This is a genomic window from Geothrix mesophila (genome assembly GCF_022808835.1).
In the GTDB taxonomy this organism is placed as follows: domain Bacteria; phylum Acidobacteriota; class Holophagae; order Holophagales; family Holophagaceae; genus Geothrix; species Geothrix paludis.
In genome coordinates, this window is record NZ_JAKZLD010000003.1 from 1 (window position 1) to 15,772 (window position 15,772).

19 protein-coding genes are annotated in these 15,772 nt (G+C 71.4%); 10 read left to right on the forward strand and 9 right to left on the reverse strand.

All coding sequences use genetic code 11. The features are described from left to right. A partial coding sequence (locus MLG87_RS16370) for a YceI family protein (RefSeq protein ID WP_425250889.1) occupies positions 1–197 on the reverse strand: 197 nt, incomplete at its 3' end. Between the two features lie 84 nt (positions 198–281). Between MLG87_RS16370 and MLG87_RS09955 the strand changes: the two genes are divergently transcribed. Continuing rightward, positions 282–770: a MarR family winged helix-turn-helix transcriptional regulator gene (locus MLG87_RS09955; RefSeq protein ID WP_243295032.1), complete on the forward strand. Its 489-nt coding sequence runs from the start codon at positions 282–284 to the stop codon at positions 768–770. Positions 771–901: 131 nt separating this feature from the next. On the opposite strand, the gene nuoD is transcribed toward MLG87_RS09955, so the two are convergent. Genes nuoD through MLG87_RS09975 form a run of 4 tightly spaced genes read right to left on the reverse strand, consistent with a single transcriptional unit; the run spans position 902 to position 3,612 of the window. Further along, positions 902–2,074: an NADH dehydrogenase (quinone) subunit D gene (nuoD, locus tag MLG87_RS09960; RefSeq protein ID WP_425250892.1), complete on the reverse strand. Its 1,173-nt coding sequence runs from the start codon at positions 2,072–2,074 to the stop codon at positions 902–904. A 40-nt stretch (positions 2,075–2,114) separates the two neighbouring features. Further along, positions 2,115–2,609, reverse strand: a complete 495-nt coding sequence (locus MLG87_RS09965; protein WP_243295034.1) for an NADH-quinone oxidoreductase subunit C — start codon at positions 2,607–2,609, stop codon at positions 2,115–2,117. Between the two features lie 11 nt (positions 2,610–2,620). Then, on the reverse strand, positions 2,621–3,229 hold the full coding sequence (locus tag MLG87_RS09970) for an NADH-quinone oxidoreductase subunit B (RefSeq protein ID WP_243287228.1): 609 nt from the start codon (positions 3,227–3,229) through the stop codon (positions 2,621–2,623). Positions 3,230–3,231: 2 nt separating this feature from the next. Further along, on the reverse strand, positions 3,232–3,612 hold the full coding sequence (locus tag MLG87_RS09975) for an NADH-quinone oxidoreductase subunit A (RefSeq protein WP_243295035.1): 381 nt from the start codon (positions 3,610–3,612) through the stop codon (positions 3,232–3,234). A gap of 139 nt (positions 3,613–3,751) precedes the next feature. Here MLG87_RS09975 and MLG87_RS09980 point away from each other — a divergent pair, with 139 nt between their 5' ends. From MLG87_RS09980 to MLG87_RS10000, 5 genes are read left to right on the forward strand one after another with little or no spacing between them, the layout of a single operon-like run. Beyond that, positions 3,752–4,009, forward strand: coding sequence for a phosphopantetheine-binding protein (locus tag MLG87_RS09980; protein ID WP_243295036.1), 258 nt, complete (start codon positions 3,752–3,754; stop codon positions 4,007–4,009). Positions 4,010–4,019: 10 nt separating this feature from the next. Beyond that, positions 4,020–4,424, forward strand: coding sequence for a 3-hydroxyacyl-ACP dehydratase FabZ family protein (locus tag MLG87_RS09985; protein WP_243295037.1), 405 nt, complete (start codon positions 4,020–4,022; stop codon positions 4,422–4,424). Next, positions 4,421–5,599 carry a beta-ketoacyl-[acyl-carrier-protein] synthase family protein gene (locus tag MLG87_RS09990; protein ID WP_243295038.1) on the forward strand — a complete coding sequence of 393 codons (1,179 nt, stop codon included), beginning with the start codon at positions 4,421–4,423 and terminating at the stop codon, positions 5,597–5,599. The genes MLG87_RS09985 and MLG87_RS09990 overlap by 4 nt, the downstream gene beginning before the upstream one ends. Continuing rightward, a complete protein-coding gene (locus MLG87_RS09995; protein WP_243295039.1) occupies positions 5,596–6,678 on the forward strand; it encodes a beta-ketoacyl synthase N-terminal-like domain-containing protein in 1,083 nt (360 codons plus the stop codon). The genes MLG87_RS09990 and MLG87_RS09995 overlap by 4 nt, the downstream gene beginning before the upstream one ends. Continuing rightward, a complete protein-coding gene (locus MLG87_RS10000; RefSeq protein WP_243295040.1) occupies positions 6,675–7,205 on the forward strand; it encodes an SPOR domain-containing protein in 531 nt (176 codons plus the stop codon). The genes MLG87_RS09995 and MLG87_RS10000 overlap by 4 nt, the downstream gene beginning before the upstream one ends. A gap of 18 nt (positions 7,206–7,223) precedes the next feature. Here the strand turns inward: MLG87_RS10000 and MLG87_RS16305 are convergent, their stop codons facing one another. After that, on the reverse strand, positions 7,224–8,684 hold the full coding sequence (locus tag MLG87_RS16305; RefSeq protein WP_341848586.1) for an NFACT RNA binding domain-containing protein: 1,461 nt from the start codon (positions 8,682–8,684) through the stop codon (positions 7,224–7,226). A gap of 141 nt (positions 8,685–8,825) precedes the next feature. On the opposite strand from MLG87_RS16305, the gene MLG87_RS10010 reads away from it, so the two are divergent. The 4 genes from MLG87_RS10010 to MLG87_RS10025 all read left to right on the forward strand — a co-directional run bounded on the left by MLG87_RS10010 (position 8,826) and on the right by MLG87_RS10025 (position 14,094). Then, the gene (locus MLG87_RS10010) at positions 8,826–10,283 is read left to right on the forward strand and encodes a GGDEF domain-containing response regulator (protein WP_243295041.1); all 1,458 of its coding nucleotides are present in this window, start codon (positions 8,826–8,828) and stop codon (positions 10,281–10,283) included. Positions 10,284–10,361: 78 nt separating this feature from the next. Next, positions 10,362–12,080 carry a DUF2339 domain-containing protein gene (locus MLG87_RS10015; protein WP_243295042.1) on the forward strand — a complete coding sequence of 573 codons (1,719 nt, stop codon included), beginning with the start codon at positions 10,362–10,364 and terminating at the stop codon, positions 12,078–12,080. Then, a complete protein-coding gene (locus MLG87_RS10020) occupies positions 12,077–13,333 on the forward strand; it encodes a hypothetical protein (RefSeq protein WP_243295043.1) in 1,257 nt (418 codons plus the stop codon). Before MLG87_RS10015 ends, MLG87_RS10020 begins: the two co-directional genes overlap by 4 nt. After that, complete coding sequence (locus MLG87_RS10025; RefSeq protein WP_243295044.1) at positions 13,330–14,094, forward strand: hypothetical protein; 765 nt, start codon at positions 13,330–13,332, stop codon at positions 14,092–14,094. The genes MLG87_RS10020 and MLG87_RS10025 overlap by 4 nt, the downstream gene beginning before the upstream one ends. Here the strand turns inward: MLG87_RS10025 and MLG87_RS10030 are convergent. Genes MLG87_RS10030 through MLG87_RS10040 form a run of 3 tightly spaced genes read right to left on the reverse strand, consistent with a single transcriptional unit; the run spans position 14,030 to position 15,728 of the window. Beyond that, a complete protein-coding gene (locus MLG87_RS10030) occupies positions 14,030–14,899 on the reverse strand; it encodes an EamA family transporter (protein WP_243295045.1) in 870 nt (289 codons plus the stop codon). The genes MLG87_RS10025 and MLG87_RS10030 overlap by 65 nt on opposite strands. Continuing rightward, the gene (locus MLG87_RS10035; protein ID WP_243295046.1) at positions 14,899–15,225 is read right to left on the reverse strand and encodes an antibiotic biosynthesis monooxygenase family protein; all 327 of its coding nucleotides are present in this window, start codon (positions 15,223–15,225) and stop codon (positions 14,899–14,901) included. Before MLG87_RS10035 ends, MLG87_RS10030 begins: the two co-directional genes overlap by 1 nt. Continuing rightward, positions 15,222–15,728, reverse strand: coding sequence for an Lrp/AsnC family transcriptional regulator (locus MLG87_RS10040; protein WP_243287242.1), 507 nt, complete (start codon positions 15,726–15,728; stop codon positions 15,222–15,224). The genes MLG87_RS10035 and MLG87_RS10040 overlap by 4 nt, the downstream gene beginning before the upstream one ends. Positions 15,729–15,772 lie beyond the last annotated feature (44 nt).

The window sequence follows — 15,772 nt, forward strand, 5'->3', positions numbered from 1 at the left end:
GTGCCTTCGAACTTCGTGAAGCGGCCGCTGACCTTGGCGAGCAGGTGGCTGACCTTGAAGCTCACCTCGCTGTGGACGGGGTCGATCTTGTAGGTGTCCTGGCCGGCCAGGGCGGGCACGGTCGCCAAGGCGAGGGTGGCGAGCAGGGTGCGGAAGGGGTGTCGCATGGAGCCTCCGGAGATTAGGTGTTTCACCATGCAATTCAGTCTAGGCGCTTCCAATGAAGTTGCAACACCTTTTTTGGGGAAACCATGTCATCTTGGATCAGCCGGAGCAGGACCATGCACATCCAGGAAGAACTCCAGATCACCAAGCCCCTCGAGCCGGGCCATGAGGTGGCCCTGGCGATCCTCCTGACCCGGGAGTATGTCGCGCGGCTCTTTGACCAGGCGCTCTACGAGCCGGAGGACCTCTCCGACCAGCAGTTCAACGTGCTGCGCATCCTCAAGGGCGGCGGCAAGGACGGCTACCTAGTGAAGGACATCCGCTGCCGCATGATCTACCGCTTCGCGGACGTGCCCCGCCTCGTGAACCGGCTGGAGGCCCGGGGCCTGGTGAAGCGCTGCGAGAACCCGGCCGACCGGCGGGGCAGCCGGGTCCAGATCACGGCCAAGGGCTTGGCCCTGGAGGCCCGCATGCATGACCGCCACCAGGCCCTCAGCCAGCAGGTGGACCGCTGCCTCTCCGTGGAGGAGCGCACCCAGCTCCTGGCCATGCTCGAGCGTCTGCGGGACGACTACCGGACCCAGCTGGAGACCCTGGGCAAGTAAATCGGCGGGCGCGGCTCAACGGTCGAGCTCGCCCGCGACGACGATCACTCGGCGCGCCGCGTCGCCTTCGGCACCGTGAGGCTCGCTGCGCTCGTCCTCGTGACATCCGTGCCGTTACAGGCTGTGGTTGTTCAGCGGTCCAGTTCGCCGGCGATGATATTCATGGCTCCCAGGACGGCGACGGCGTCGGCGATCAGGCAGCCCTTCACCTGCTCCTCGAAGCTGCTGAAGATGGGCAGGCAGGGGGGACGGACGCGGATGCGGTAGGGGTTCTTGCCGCCGTCGCTCACGATGTAGAAGCCCAACTCGCCGTTGGCGGCCTCGGTGGCGCTGTAGACCTCGCCGACGGGCATGTCGATGCCGTGCATGATGAGCTTGAAGTGGTGGATGAGGCTCTCCATCCGCGTGTAGACCTTCTCCTTGGGCGGCAGGGCCACCTTGTAGTCGTCCACGATGATCGGGCCCGGCTCGAGGCGGTCCAGCACCTGGCGGATGATGCGCAGGCTCTGGCGCATCTCCTCGATGCGCACCAGGTAGCGGTCGAACACGTCACCGGTGGTGCCCACGGGGATGTCGAAGTCGTAGGTCTCGTAGCCCAGATAGGGCTGAGCCTTGCGGAGGTCCTGGGGCACGCCGGCGGCGCGGAGGCATGGGCCCGTGTAGCCGCTGTTCACGGCGTCCTCGGGGCTGATGGCGCCGATGCCCTTGGTGCGGTCGTACCAGATGGGGTTGTGGGTCAGCAGGCGCTCGCACTCGTCCACGGCCGCCTCGCACTCCACGAGGAAGCGCTCCGTGAGGGGCACGAACTCCGAGGGGATGTCGCGGAAGAGGCCGCCGATGCGGGTGAAGCTGGTGTGCAGTCTCTGGCCCGCCGCCATCTCGAAGAGGTCGTAGACGGTCTCGCGCTGCTTGAAGAGGTAGAGGAAGGCGGTAAAGGCGCCGATGTCCACGGCGTTCACGCCCACGCAGACGATGTGGTCGGCGATGCGCGCCAGCTCGGAGACCAGCACCCGAATCTGCTGGGCCCGCTTGGGGATCTCGATGCCCAGCAACTTCTCCACGGCGCAGGCGTAGCCCACGTTGTTCATGATGGAGCTGCAGTAGTTCAGGCGGTCGGTGAGCGGGATGAACTGCTGGTAGCTGAGGCTCTCGCCCAGCTTCTCCACGCCGCGGTGGAGGTAGCCCATCTCCGGGGTGGCCCGGATGATGGTCTCGCCTTCGAGCTCGAGGACGATGCGCAGGGTGCCGTGCGTGGTGGGGTGCGAGGGCCCGAAGTTGACGATCATGTGATCGCCGTCGAGCATCTGGCGGGAGAGGGCGATGGAATCCATGGTCATAGCGTCCTCAGCCCCTGGTCCGTTCGCCGTTGTTGTAGGGAGCGGTGCAGCCTTCCATGCAGAAGGGGTCGCCGCCATCCAGGGGGAAGTCTTTCCGGAGCGCGTGCCCCTGGAAGTCGTCCCAGGTGAGCAGGCGCTTCAGATTGGGATGGCCCTCGAAGCGGATGCCGAAGAGGTCGAAGACTTCGCGCTCGAACCAGTCGGCGGTCTTGAAGCGGCCAGTCAGGGTGGGCATGGTCTCGCCGTCGGCCACGGGCACCTTCACCCGCAGGCGCTCCTGGCTGGCGAGGTTGAGCCAGTGGTAGACCACGTCGAACCTCTGCTCACGCTCCGGCCAGTCCACCGCCGTGATATCCACGAGGAGCTGGAAGCCCTCGCGGTGGAGCAGGTCCACCAGGGCGAGGAGGTTCCCCTTCGCCACCACGATGGTCTGGTCGCCCCGGAAGTCGTGGCGGTCGGAGATGGCGCCCGGCAGCTGTGCGTCGATGTGCTCGATGATCATGGTCCGTCCGCCTAAAAGATCGTGCCCGCGCCGTGCTCGGCCGCGTCCAGCAGCATCTCGCGGATGGTCTGCTGGCCCGTGAGGCCCTTCTCCGCCTGGAGCGCGTCCTGCCGGGCCAGGCTCTCGTAGAACCGCGCGATGTGGTCCTTGCGCATGGAGAGGGATTCCTTCTCGATCTTCTCCTGCAGCTTCATCACGCCGTAGAGCATGCTCTCGGGCCGGGGCGGGCAGCCGGGGACGTAGACGTCCACGGGAATCACCCGGTCCACGCCCTGGAGGGTGGCGTAGGTGCGGTACATGCCGCCGGAGCTGGCGCAGACGCCGAAGGAGATCACCCACTTGGGCTCGGCCATCTGGGCGTAGATGGTGCGCAGCACGGGCGCCATCTTGTTGGTGACGGTCCCCAGGATCATCATCATGTCGCTCTGGCGGGGGCTGAAGCGCATGGCCTCGGCGCCGAAGCGGCTCATGTCGTACTTGGACGCCTGCATGCTCATGAACTCGATGGCGCAGCAGGCGGTGCCGAAGGGCATGGGCCAGAGGCTGTTCTTGCGGCCCCAGTTGACCACCGCGTCCAGGCGGGTGGTCACCACCGCGTCGTTGATGTTCATCTCGGCCATGGTCAGTGCTCCCACTCGAAGGCGCCCTTGCCCCAGGCGTAGATGAAGCCCACGAGCAGGGTGGCCATGAAGCTCAGCATGGCCGCGAAGGTCCACAGGGCATGCTTGAAGGTCACGGCCCAGGGCAGGAGGAAGGCGGCTTCCACGTCGAACAGGATGAACAGCATGGCCGTGAGGTAGAACCGCACGGAATACTTGTGCCGCGCCCCGGGCTGCTGGATGGGCACGCCGCACTCGTAGGGGCGCAGCTTGGCCTCCTGCGGGTTGCGGGGCTTGAGCAGCGCCAGCGCCTTGCCCGAGAGGAACAGGATCGCGACGGCCGTCACGGCGGCGACCAGCAGCAGGATCAGGACCGGCAGGAAGGGCGATACGGGTTGGGCCATGGCGCTCTCGGGCGGAGGGTTCCGCGAGGATCCAGCTTAGCGCCCTTTGCGGATCCCGAAACCGTGCCAATATCACAACCCCACCGGGCCCCCGGGTTGAGGATAGAATCACCACTTCCACTGATCTGCCGGGATTGTCATGAGCGACCTCAAGCTGCGCGTCAAAGAGATGATCATCGAGCGCCTGAAGCTTGAGGGCCTGACCCCGGACCAGATCGAGGACCAGGCCCCGCTCTTCGGAGAAGGCCTGGGGCTCGACTCCATCGACGCCCTGGAGCTTGTGCTGGGCATCGAGCAGGTGTTCGGCGTGAAGATCGAGGACGAAGCCGCGGGCATGCGGGCGTTCAAGTCCGTCCAGGCCCTCACGGACTTCATCGCCGAGCACGCCAAAGCCTGACGTCCCGCCCATGGACATCCTGGCCCACCTCCCGCACCGCGCGCCCATGCTCCTCGTGGACCGGCTGCTGGAGCGGGAGCCGGGCCTGCGGGTGGTGGCCGAAAAGCTCGTCACGGCCGGCGAACCCTACCTCCAGGGCCATCCCGCCGGTCGCGCCCAGGTCCCCGGCCCCCTGCTGCTCGAGATGCTGGCCCAGGCCGGCGGCTTCCTGGAGGCCGGGACCCTCCACGGGGCTTCCATCTTCCTGGCGAGCGTGCGGGACGCCCGGTTCCACGCCCCGGCCTTTCCCGGGGACCGGCTGCGCCTGGAGGTGGCCGCGGAGGGCGCCTTCGCCGGGCTGATGCGCCTGCAGGGCACCGTCACCTGCGAAGGGCGCGACCTCTGCACGGCGACCCTGCTGGTGAAGCGCCTATGAACCGCGTGGTCGTCACGGGCCTGGGCATCGTGAGTTCGCTGGCCCTGGACCGCGAAGGCACCTGGTCCGCCATGCTCGCCGGACGGGATGGCCTGGGGCCCCTCTCCCGCCTGGACCTGCCGGCGGAACCGGCCCAGGTCGCGGGCCAGGTGGCCCTGGAGCCCCTTCGGCACCAGACCCTGTGCGAGGTCGCGGCCCTGCGGGCCCTGGTGGAGGCGCTCGGCGGCTTCCAGCCCGATGGCGATCCGGCCCGCATCGGCGTCTTCCAGGGCGCGGGCACCAGTGGCCTGCCCGTGGCCGAGGCCTACCTGAAGGACCGCCTGGCCGGGCGCCGCGGCCGGGCCGCGGAGTCCGCCTACCAGAGCCCCTGCACGGTCACGGACGCCCTCGCCCGGGGGCTCGGCGCCGAAGGCCCCCGGGCCACCGTCATGAACGCGTGCTCCTCCAGCCTGCTGGCCCTGGGCCAGGCCTGGGAGCGCCTGGCCGCCGGGGAGCTGGACCTGGCCGTGGCCGGGGGTGCCGAAGGTCTCTGCCGCACCACCTACGCCGGGTTCTCGAGCCTCAAGGCCGTGGATGCCCGGAAATGCCGCCCCTTCAGCCGGGACCGGGCGGGCCTCAACCTGGGCGAGGGCGCCGTGCAGATCATGCTGGAGCCCCTGGACCGGGCCCTGGCCCGGGGAGCCACCATCTACGCCGAGGTGCTGGGCTACGGCGCCAGCATGGACGCCCACCACGCCACCGCGCCCCATCCCGAGGGCGAAGGCGCGGCCCGGGCCATGGCCATGGCCCTCCGCACGGGCCGGCTGGATCCCGCCGAAGTGGACCTGGTCTCCGCCCACGGCACGGCCACCCCCGCCAACGACGGCGCCGAGTGCCTGGCCATCCGCCGGGCCCTGGGCGCGGCCGCCGACGCCGTCTCCGTCACCAGCACCAAGAGCCAGTTCGGCCACACCCTGGGCGCCGCCGGAGCCTTCGGGGCCGCCGCCGCCATCCTGGCCCTGCGGGACCAGGTGGTGAGCCCCACCCTGCGGCTGGAGGATCGAGATCCCGCCTGCGACCTGGACTGCACGCCCCTGGCGGCGAAGCCGCGGCGGATCCGCGCGGCGCTGGTGAATGCCTTCGCCTTCGGAGGCAACAACGTCAGCCTGGCCCTGCGCCGCTGGAGCGGGGCATGAGCGGCGACCTCGTCATCACAGGCCTGGGCCTGGTGCTTCCCTGCGGAGACGGCGTCGAGGCCGCGGGGGCCGGTCTCGCCTCGGGGCAGCCCTGCTTCGCGGACCTGCCAGAAACGCTGGGCCAGGGCCGGGGCGCGATCTGCGCCGCGTTCAACCCGGCTGGCATCATCCCGCCCATGCAGCTGCGACGCCTGGATCGCGTCTCACGCTTCGCCTGGGTCGCGGCGCACCAGGCCTTCCGGGACGCGGGCCTGGATCCGAAACCGATGGGCGACCGCATCGCCGTGGCCGTGGGCACCATGACCGGCGGCAGCGAGGCCAGCGAGGCCTTCATGCGGCCCTACCTCCAGCGGGGACCCGACGGGGCCTCGCCCCTGCTCTTCCCCAACACGGTGGCCAACGCCGCCAGCGGCCACCTGGCCCTGGCCTTCGGCCTGAAGGGCCCCAGCGCCACCTTCGTCGACCGGGAGAGTGCCGCCCTCGCGGCCCTGGAGCAGGCGGCCCGCTGGCTGCGCGGCGGCCTGGCGGATGCCGCGCTGGTCCTGGGGGCGGATGGCCTCTTCCCCCTGCTCCTCGACATCTGCCGCGGCGCCCGCCTGCTGGCCCGCCACGGCCATCCCGAGGTCGGCTCCGGCCGGGGCTTCCTGCCGGGCGAAGGGGCCCAGGCCTTCCTGCTGGAGCGGCGCGACCGGGCCGAAGCCCGGGGTGCCCGCCCCAGGGCCCTCCTGCGGGCCCTGGCCTCGCGGTCCACACCCGGAGATGGAATCGAGGCCCGCGCCCGCGCCTTGGCCGAGGCATCGACCCAGGCCCTCGGCGGGGCCGTCCCGACGCGCTGGATCGGCGGCAGCAACGGGCTGGGCCGGCTCGACGCCCTGGAGGCCCGCCTGGCCGCCGCCCATCCGCACTGGCCCGTGGCCCGCTTCCCCAAGGCCCTCTGGGGCGAGTTCGGCGGCTCCGGCGGCCAGCTGCTGGCAACGGCCCTCCTGGAGCCCGCGGATCGCGCCCTCGTCACCGCCCCCGCCAGTTCGGGCGCCCAGTTCGCGGCGCTGTTCGAAGGCGTTAGGCTGGAACGACGATGATCCAGCGCGACCAGATCAGCATCGGCAGCCAGTCCATCCTGTGGGTGGCGGGCGTGGGCGTGGGCCTGGTCACCCTGGCCTTCGTCCTGGGCGTGCAGGTCGGCAAGCAGGGCGCCGCCCTGCGCCGCCCCGCCCAGAAAGGCGTGGAGGAGGAGCTCAAGGACCTTCCCGAGCCGCTGGTGGACCAGCTCAAGATCTTCGAGGGCGAAGGCCCGGACAAGTTCGTGACGGCCCCGCGGGTGGACGCCACCGCCCCCAGGCCGGAGCCCAGGACCGAACCCAGGACCGAGGCGGCGCCGGCCCGGGAGGGCGCCTGGACCCTCCAGCTCGTGTCCACCTCCGATGCGGCCGAGGCCAAGCGTGTGGCCGAGAAGGCCAAGGCCGCCGGCTTCGCCACCACCACCCTCAAGGACAAGGGCCAGCTGAAGGTGCGCCTCGCCAAATCGGCGGACCGCGCCGCCATCGACAGGACCGCCGAGAAGCTCAAGAAGGCCGGCTTCAAGCCCTTCGCGGTGAAGGCGGAGTAGCCCTCACCACCAGGGCCCTCAGGGTTTGGGATAGACCCGGATCCCCACCCATTTTTTAAGGATCACCTTGCCCGGCGCGAAACCACGGGGCTTGCTGATGTCGGCGATGCGGGCGAGGTGGACCTCCACCTTGCCGCCGTCCCGGGCCTTGCTGTGGTAGGCGGCCAGCTCGGCGGCGCGTTCCAGCACGTGGCGCGGCAGCTCGCTCAGCTTGTCGGGATTGCGGATGACCACGTGGCTGCCGGGCACGCTGGCCACGTGCAGCCAGAAGTCCGTGTTGTCGGCCACCTTGAAGGTGAGCTGATCGTTCTCCGCGTCGCCCTTGCCGATGAGCACCTCGAAGCCATCCACCATGACGCTGCGGAAGGCCATGCCCTTGCCATCCTTGCGTTTCGCCTCCGCTCCGCCCATCCGCTTCGTCCCCTTGCCTTTCACCGAATCTTTCGCGTTCCCCTTCGCACCCAGTTGTCGCGCGAGGGGCGGCTCCGGCGCAAGGCCCGAGGCCTCGGCTTCCATCCGCTTCGCCCACGCGGCCCGCTCGCGAGCCAGCTCCGCCTCCAGTTCCCGCACCCGCGCCAGGCCCCGCTCCGCCTTCTTGGCCGCGGCGAACCAGGCCTGGGCGGCGTCCTCGGCAAGGCGTCCTTCCGGGAGAGGCACGCGCGTTCCATCCAGCAGCACGGCCTCGCCCGTAGCCCCTTTGAGGCGATAGAGCTCCGCCGCCAGGCGCGTGGCCTGAAGCTTGAGTGGCAGCACGGCCTCGTGCTTCGCCCGGTCCCGGGCCAGGGCCTGGGCCAGGCGGTCCATGCGCGCGACCTCCGCCTGGCGCTTCCGCTCCGCCGCGGCCTTCGCGGGAGCCAGGATCAGCGCCTCGGCACGTCCCTCGGACCAGGCGTGATGCCGCTCCAGCAGACCCCCATCGCCCTCCAGGACCTCGGGGATCTCCCCCGCCAGGGCCCGTTCCAGGTCCGCGCCCCAGCGCTCCCGCCAGCGACGGAGCGGGGGCGGATCCTCGGAGGGCGCCGGCGCCGCAGCGGGGAAGGGCGAGCCAAGCCCCAGGCGGGGGATCTGGGTGTCCAGGCCGTCCGCCCGGATGCCGGCCCGGCCGGGAATGGCCTGGAAGGCCAGACGCACGGTCTCCAGGCGGCCCGTGATGGCTCGCCGTTGGAAGACGAGGCCCAGCCAGCGTTCCCGGGGATCCCCCTCCACGGCCTTCAGCCTCGCCCCCTGGAGCCAGGGGCCCCATAGCTTCCCGCTGTCCTTCGGGGCCTCGGCCTGAAGGCGCGCCCAAGCCGGATGGCCCGTGTCCAGCAGCCAGAGTTCGGGCCTGGGCTGGAGCAGCAGCACCCAGCCCTCGGCGGCCTTCCGGCCCGCCCAGCGCAGGCCCAGGGCCCGGTTCGAGGCCCAGACGGCCTCGACGGGGAGCTCGCTCCGTTCCCGGAGCCAGGTCCGGCCCAGGGCCAGAATCAGGGGTGCATCCACGGACTCACCTTTCTCTGTTCTTTCCACCCGACGGTGGCCATCATGGGGCAGCCTCCCCGTCCAGCATCCCATGCTTGGCCCCTGGGAAGGTTCCTACCTCCGCCCTCATCCGGCTTTCCTCCCCCACCTGACGCTGGACCCATGACGATTGCCGCTGCCAAGGCCACCAAGACCCTCCAGGTACTCCTGGTGGACGACAATCCCATCCAGCTGAGCCTCCTGCACCACCTCTTCCAGCGGCACGGACACACCACCCTGGAAGCCAAGAACGGCGCCGAGGCCCTCATCGTCCTCGCCACGGAATGCCCGGACGTAGTGGTGAGCGATTGCGTCATGCCCCTCCTGGACGGCTACCAGCTCTGCCGCCTGCTGAAGGACGACCGGGCCACGCGCAACCTGCCCGTGCTCCTGCTGACGGCCCAGGGCGTGGGCCTGGCGCGCTTCTGGGCCAAGACCTGCGGCGCGGACCGCTTCCTCGTGAAGGGGCGGGACCTCGACCATGTGGTGGAGGCGGCCACCTCCCTGGTGGAGCAGACCGACCGGCTGCGGCCCCTTCCCGGCACCCCCCGGCTCGCCCAGGAGAACTTCGGCGTGGACGCCATCCAGCGCCGCCTGGCCATGGCCCTGGAGCAGCGCGTGGTGGAGACAGCGCTGCGCGACTCCATCTCCCGCCTCTACACCGTGGAGCACGACACGCTGCGGCTCATCCGCGGGTTCATCGAGATCCTCCAGGAGCTCGTGCTGCCCGGGGCCATCCTCGTCTCCTACATGGGCGAAGAAGGCACCGTCTGCCACGGGGCCCACGGCACCTCGGCCAGCGAGGAGGACCGCCAAGCCCTTGAGGCCGCCCTCCTCCAGCTCTCGCCCGCCGGGGTCCCGACCGAGTGCCGCTGGCACCCCGTGGATGACGGGGACGAGCGCCGCCGCACCCTCCGGGACCCGGTGATGCGCGTGATGCCTGCCCTCATGCCCGGCTACCCGGCCGTGGGCGCCCTGGGCTTCTTCGCCGAGCGCCGCTCCGTCGAGGAGTACGAGCGTCTGTTCGAGATCGCCAACGAGGAGCTGGGCCGCCTCCTCACCCTGGAGGACTCCCGCCTCCGCCTCTACCACCAGGCCATCCGCGACCCGCTGACGGGCCTGTTCAACCGGCGCCACATCCTCGACATGCTCAAGATCGAGGTGGATCAGTGCGGCCGCTTCGGACAGAGCCTGTCCGTGATGCTCATCGACCTGGACCACTTCAAGGCCGTGAACGACCGCTTCGGCCATGCCACCGGCGACCAGGTGCTCAGCGTCATGGCCCAGCGCATGTCCTTCGCCCTGCGCAAGGTGGACCAGCTGGGCCGCATCGGCGGCGAGGAGTTCCTGGCCTACGGGCCCCAGACCGAGCTGGAGGGCATCCGCGCCCTGGCGGAGCGGCTCCGCGAGCAGGTGGTCCTCGAGCCCCTGCCGGGCCTTCCCAAGAACGACCGCGTGACGTTGAGCGTCGGCCTGGCCACCTGGGAGGGTCCCGCGGACAGCCTGGAGCGCCTGCTGGCGCGGGCCGACAAGGCCCTCTACCGGGCCAAGGCCGAGGGCCGGGACCGCGTCATCGGCTGACCTGTCGGCAAGATCGGGCCGCTTGACAGGGTCGGAACCGCCATTCCATGATTCCATACGCTTCCGTATGGAGACCTCATGGCCGAGCTTCCGCAGGATCAGTCCGCCTCACCGGATCTCACTGAGCGGGTGGCCCGCCTGGAGGCCCAGGTGGCCTGGCTCCTCCAGCGCCAGCAGGCGCCCACGCCCCCACCCGCCGCGCCCAGGCCCCGCAAGGCGCCCGCCGCGCCCCGGAAGCCGATTTCCCCGGTGGTCTGGATCGCCGGTGCGGCGGCTGCCCTCTTCCTCGTGGGGGCCACGTTCTTCTTCCACTGGGCCATCCAGCAGGGGTGGCTCGGGGCCGAGCTGCGCTTCGCCCTGGGGCTGCTGGTCGGCGCCGCCATCGCTGGCACCGCGGGGAGACTCATCCTCGGCGAGGGGCGCCGCCTGGGTGTGGCTCTGCTCCTGGCGGGCCTGGGTACCTTGCAGTTCACCTTCCGGGCCGGGGCCATGGCCTACCACTTCTACCCCGCCACCCTGGGCCTGGTGGCCGCGGCCCTGGTCACGCTGGTGGCCGGCGGCCTGGCGGCCCGGGGCCGCAGCGGCGGCGCCCTGACCGTGGCCCTGGTCTCCGGCCTCGCCGCGCCGCTGGTCTTCAGCCAGGGCGGGCACCACGAGGTGGCCCTCGCGATCTACCTGGCCGTGCTCATGGCCGCGGCGCTGTCGGTGCCCTACCTCGCCAAGACTGGAGAGGCCTGGCACGGCGCCCGCTGGACGGCGCTCATCGGCACCTGGCTCCTGCTGCTCCCCGCCTGCACCGAGGTGCTGAGAGCCGATGCCCCGGCCTTGGCGGGCCTGCTGGCCCTCCATCTGGCCCTGGCCGGAGGCTGGGCCTGGTTGCCGGGACGGGAGGAGAAACCGGGCACGCCGACCGTGCTCTGGCTGGTCGCCTCGATCCTGGCCACCACGTACGGCGGCCTGGTGTGGAAGCGCCTGGACCTCGCGCCCGAAGCCTTCGCAGCGCCTGTGCTCGTCCTCGCCACCTTGAACCTCGCCCTCGTGAAGCCGCTGCGCCGCCGCCTGGGCGGCCGTCAGGCGGACTGGGGCCTGCTGGCCCTGGCCGCGGGGCATCTCGCCCTGGCGGTGCCCGTGGCCCTGGCCTGGCGCTGGGTGGGCCCCCTCTGGGGCGTCTTCGCCCTGGGTCTGGCCTGGGCCTCCCGGAAAGCCGAGGAGGGCGAGTTCGCCCAGGAGGCCACCGCCCTGCGCTGGCTGGCGGCGGGCATGGCGCTGCTCACCACCTTGCGCTGGGCGTTCCACGGGCTGGACAGCCTGTTCTTCCATGGCAGCGGATCGGTGCCCTTCCTCCATGCCGCCTTCGTCGAAGGCGCCCTGGCCTCCGCCGCCTGGTTCCTGCTCACGCGGCGCGGCGGCCCCCTGGGCGTGGTCTCGTTCCTCGCCCTGGAGGTGACGGCCAACGTGACCCTGGCCTTCGAAGCGGCCCGGCTGGTGCAGTGGCTCCAGACTCCCGCCCCGACCGCCTGGGGCCCCTCCCGCGCCGCCTCCATCGCCATGACGCTGGTGTGGGCCCTGTCCGGCGCCTGGCAGTGGATGCGCGGCCTGGGCCAGTGCGACGCGGCCCGCCGCGCCCTGCTCGCCGCCGGCTACGCCTGGATGGGGATCGCCAGCTTCAAGCTCATCGTGTCGGATCTCGACCGCGCCGACACCCCCCTGCGCGCCCTGGCCTTCCTGGGTGTGGGGGCCATCGGCATGGCGGCCGCCATCCTCGCCCACCGGCACCATCCCGAGGGAAACGCATGACCTCTATCCGATTGATCGCTCCCTTGGGCCTCCTCCTGCTCGGCCTCGCCTGCGCCCGCGAAGACGCCGCAGCCCTGCGCCGGCGGCCCATCCCGGCGTCCGCCGCCAGCGGATGGGCCCGCCTGCCCCTGGACGCGGACGCCCAACGCCAGATGAAGAGCGCCTGGATCGGCGATGCGGAGGGGCGGAGCGTCCCCTTCCTGGAGGCCCGCGAGGGTCTCTGGGAACCCCGCACCCTGGCCCTGGACCACCTGCTGACCGGGCGGGACGCCGAAGGCCGGCCCACGGCCGAGTTCTCGCTGAAGCTTCCCGAGGGCTGGCGGGTAGGCGAGCGGGAGACGCTGGAACTCGACTTCGACCTCGACGGACACGCCCCCTGGGTGGCCCAGGTGAAGGCCGAGCGGCGACGCGAGGACGAGGGCGACGGCGGGGCCTTCATCGCCTACGATGCCCCTGCCGCCATGCACCTCTACGACCTGTCGCCCTCGGGCCACCGGCACACCCTCCACCTCCCCTGGGACGGCCAGCGCTACCGCTTGGCGCTGCTGGCCACGCAAGGGGAAGCTCCGCGCATCCGCGGCCTCTCGGTGCGGGCAGAGACCCGGCCTGAAGCCCTGGAAGCGGAGCTGGCTCTCGAGGGCGCCCTCACCCCGGAGCCGGGCCGGCCGCGAACCTGGCGGCTGACGCTGCCCGACACGGAGCGCATCGTGGGGCTCGACCTGGTGCTGGCGCCGCCAGCCGCGCCCCTCGCGCCGGACGTCCGGGTGGGAGAGCATGCCGAGACGGAGCGGCCCGGGATGGCGCAGACGATGGCGCAGACCTGGACCGGCCGCGACCTCGTCTGGAACCTCCCGGCGCTGGGCACGCGCTCCAGCCGCATCGCCCTCGCGCCGACGCTGGCGAAGACGCTCACCCTGACGCTGCCCGACGGCGCCACGCCCCAGCAGGTGCGCGCCCTGGTGCGGCGGCAGACCCTGATCTTCCCCGTGGAGGCGGGACAGGCGTACGTCCTCCACCTGGGGGGGGAGGCCAAACCCGCGCCCGGCAGCCTGGGCGCCCTGCCCTCCCTCCAGGTCCTGACCGCCGTCGCCCCCCTGACCCTCGGCGCCAGCGAGCCTGATCCCCAGGGCCTTCCCCGCCGGGTCGGGGCCGATGAGCGCGCCCGACCCTGGATGCCCTGGGTGGCCGGGATCGCTGTACTGATCCTGGCCGCCGCCGCATGGGAGCTGCTGAAGGGGAGCCCCGCCGCATGACGCTCCGCGCCCTCCTGCCCGCGGCCCTCGCGCTGGCGGGGTTCGCGTGCCGCTTGCCCCTGGCCGACCTGCGGCCGGAACCCGGCGGGCCGGCGCTGGCCCTGGCGGTCCACGTCGAAGACCACAGCCGGAAGCTCGCCCGCCTGAAGGAGCCCGGCGGAGAGGCCGACACACCCGAGTCGCGCAGGGCCGCCCTCGAGGCCCAACGCGCGGCCTTCGAGGCCGACCTGCGCGCCGAGGCCGCGGCCCGGAGCCTGCGCCTGGATCCGGCCTCGGACCTGCGGCTGGACCTGACCATCACCAGCCTGGGCGAGGTGCGGACCAAGTACATCGCCTGGGGCATCGCCAGCGGCGTGGGATGGGGCGTGGGGGTGGGCGTGCTGGCCCACGACCCGCGGCTGGCCGTGGGCCTCGGGGCCTACGAGCTGCTCGAGGAGAGCGCCTTCTGGATCGGCGGCTCGGTGCTCATGGGCCGCTGGTCCAGCCCCGCGGTGGTGGAGGCGAAGCTCCTCCGCGCCGACGCCGGGAAGCCGCTCTGGGAGGAGACGTACTACGTGCTGTGGGCCCGCCGGGAGCTGGGGGCCCTGGCCCCGGCCGAGCAGGCGAAGCGGGAGCGCCAGCTCCACGCCTCCCTCCGCAAGATCGAAGGGAAGCTCTTCCACGACCTCGAGGCCATGCCCGGCTTTCCCCGCCCCCTCAGCCCTTCGCGGCCCCGGGAGTCGCCGGCCGCAGCTGCACCAGCGCCACCGCTCCCAGGATGACCGCCATGCCCAGGACCTGGCGCGGGCCGAAGGGCTCGTGGAGGATGAGGCCCCCCAGCAGCACGGCCACCACCGGGTTCAGGTAGGCATAGGTGCCCATCTTCGCCGGCGGCCAGGCCTTGGCCAGGTAGACGTAGGCGGAGAAGGCCAGCATGGAGCCGAACAGGGCCAGGTAGATCGCGGCCCCCACAGCCCTGTGGGTGAGCGGTCCCCGCAGGAATCCGCCGGTGAGGGGCGCGACTGTGAGTCCGATGACCGCGGCGGTGGCCATCTGGATGCCCACGTTGGTGAGCAGCCCGCCACCGTGGACGAAGTGCTTGCCGTGCAGCGTGCCCCAGGACCAGATGATGGGCGCCGCCACCAGGGCCGCCAGCCCGCCCATGTGAACGCGCGTGCCGCCCGAAGGCCACACCAGCACGCAGACGCCGGCCAGCCCCAGCAGGAGCCCCATCCAGCCCTTGGGGCCCAGCGGCTGCTTCGCCATGGAGAAGACCGCCAGCCACAGGGGCACCAGGGCCGCCAGCACCGCCGCCAGGCCCGAGGAGACGTGCAGCTCGGCCCAGGAGACCAGCGCGTTGGAGCCTCCCAGCAGCAGGGCCCCCACGATCATGAGGTGGCCCACTTCCCGGGCCGGGGGCCAGGGCTCCCGCCGCAGCCGCCCCACCGCCAGGGCCAGCACCGACGCGAGGGAGAAGCGCGCCGCCACTAGGCCGTAGGGCGTGAAGGACTCCAGGCCCAGCGCGATGGCGAAGTAGGTGGAGCCCCACACCACGGCCACGGTGAGGTAGGCGAGCCAGGCGAGCATCAGGGCGTGCCCATGCCCGCTTCGCGCTCCACGCGGCAGACCCGCAGGTGGAAGGATCCGTACCACCGCTCCCGGCCCAGGCGCTGGGCCACGGCATGCTCGGCATGCGCCTTCCACGCGGCGATGGAGGCCTCGTCCTTCCAGTAGGACACGGTGATGCCGAAGCCCTCGGCATCCCGGGCGCTCTCCACGCCGAGGAAGCCGGGCTGCGCCCGGGCCAGCTCCACCATGCGGTCGGCCATGGCCCCGTAGCCCTGGTCGCCCGGGGTGCGCTGGCTGCTGAAGATGACGGCGAGGTAGGGCGGCTCGGGGGTTCGCGCGATCACTTCTTGGCCTTCTTCCCCGCGGCGTCGCCCGCCGGGAAGGGGCTGGGGCCGGCCTTCTCCCAGTGGGTCTCCAGCACGATGGTGGTGCGCGTGGTGACCATGGGACCCAGCGCGCGGATGCGGCGCAGGCGCTCGGCGATGCCCGCCGGCGTGTCCGCCACGACCTTCAGCATGAGGGCGTCCTCGCCGGCCACCGTGTGGGCCTCCAGGATGTCCGGCTCATCCTCCAGCGCCTTGATGAAGCGCTGCTCGATGGCCTCGTTGTTGTCCTTGTAGCGCACCGCCACGAAAGCCACATTGGGCTTGTTCACGGCCGCCGGCGCCACGCGGGCCGCGTAGCCCGCCAGGATGCCGTCGGCTTCCAGGCGCTTCACGCGATCGATGATGGTGGGGCGGCTCACACCGAGCCGCTCGGCCAGTTCCGCGTGGCTCATGCGGCCTTCCTGCTGGAGCAGGGCCACCAGGCGCCGGTTCAGATCGTCTTCCATCAACGTCTTCGCCATGCTGGACTCCGGAAATGGGGTTGATGAGAATCATTGAACACTGT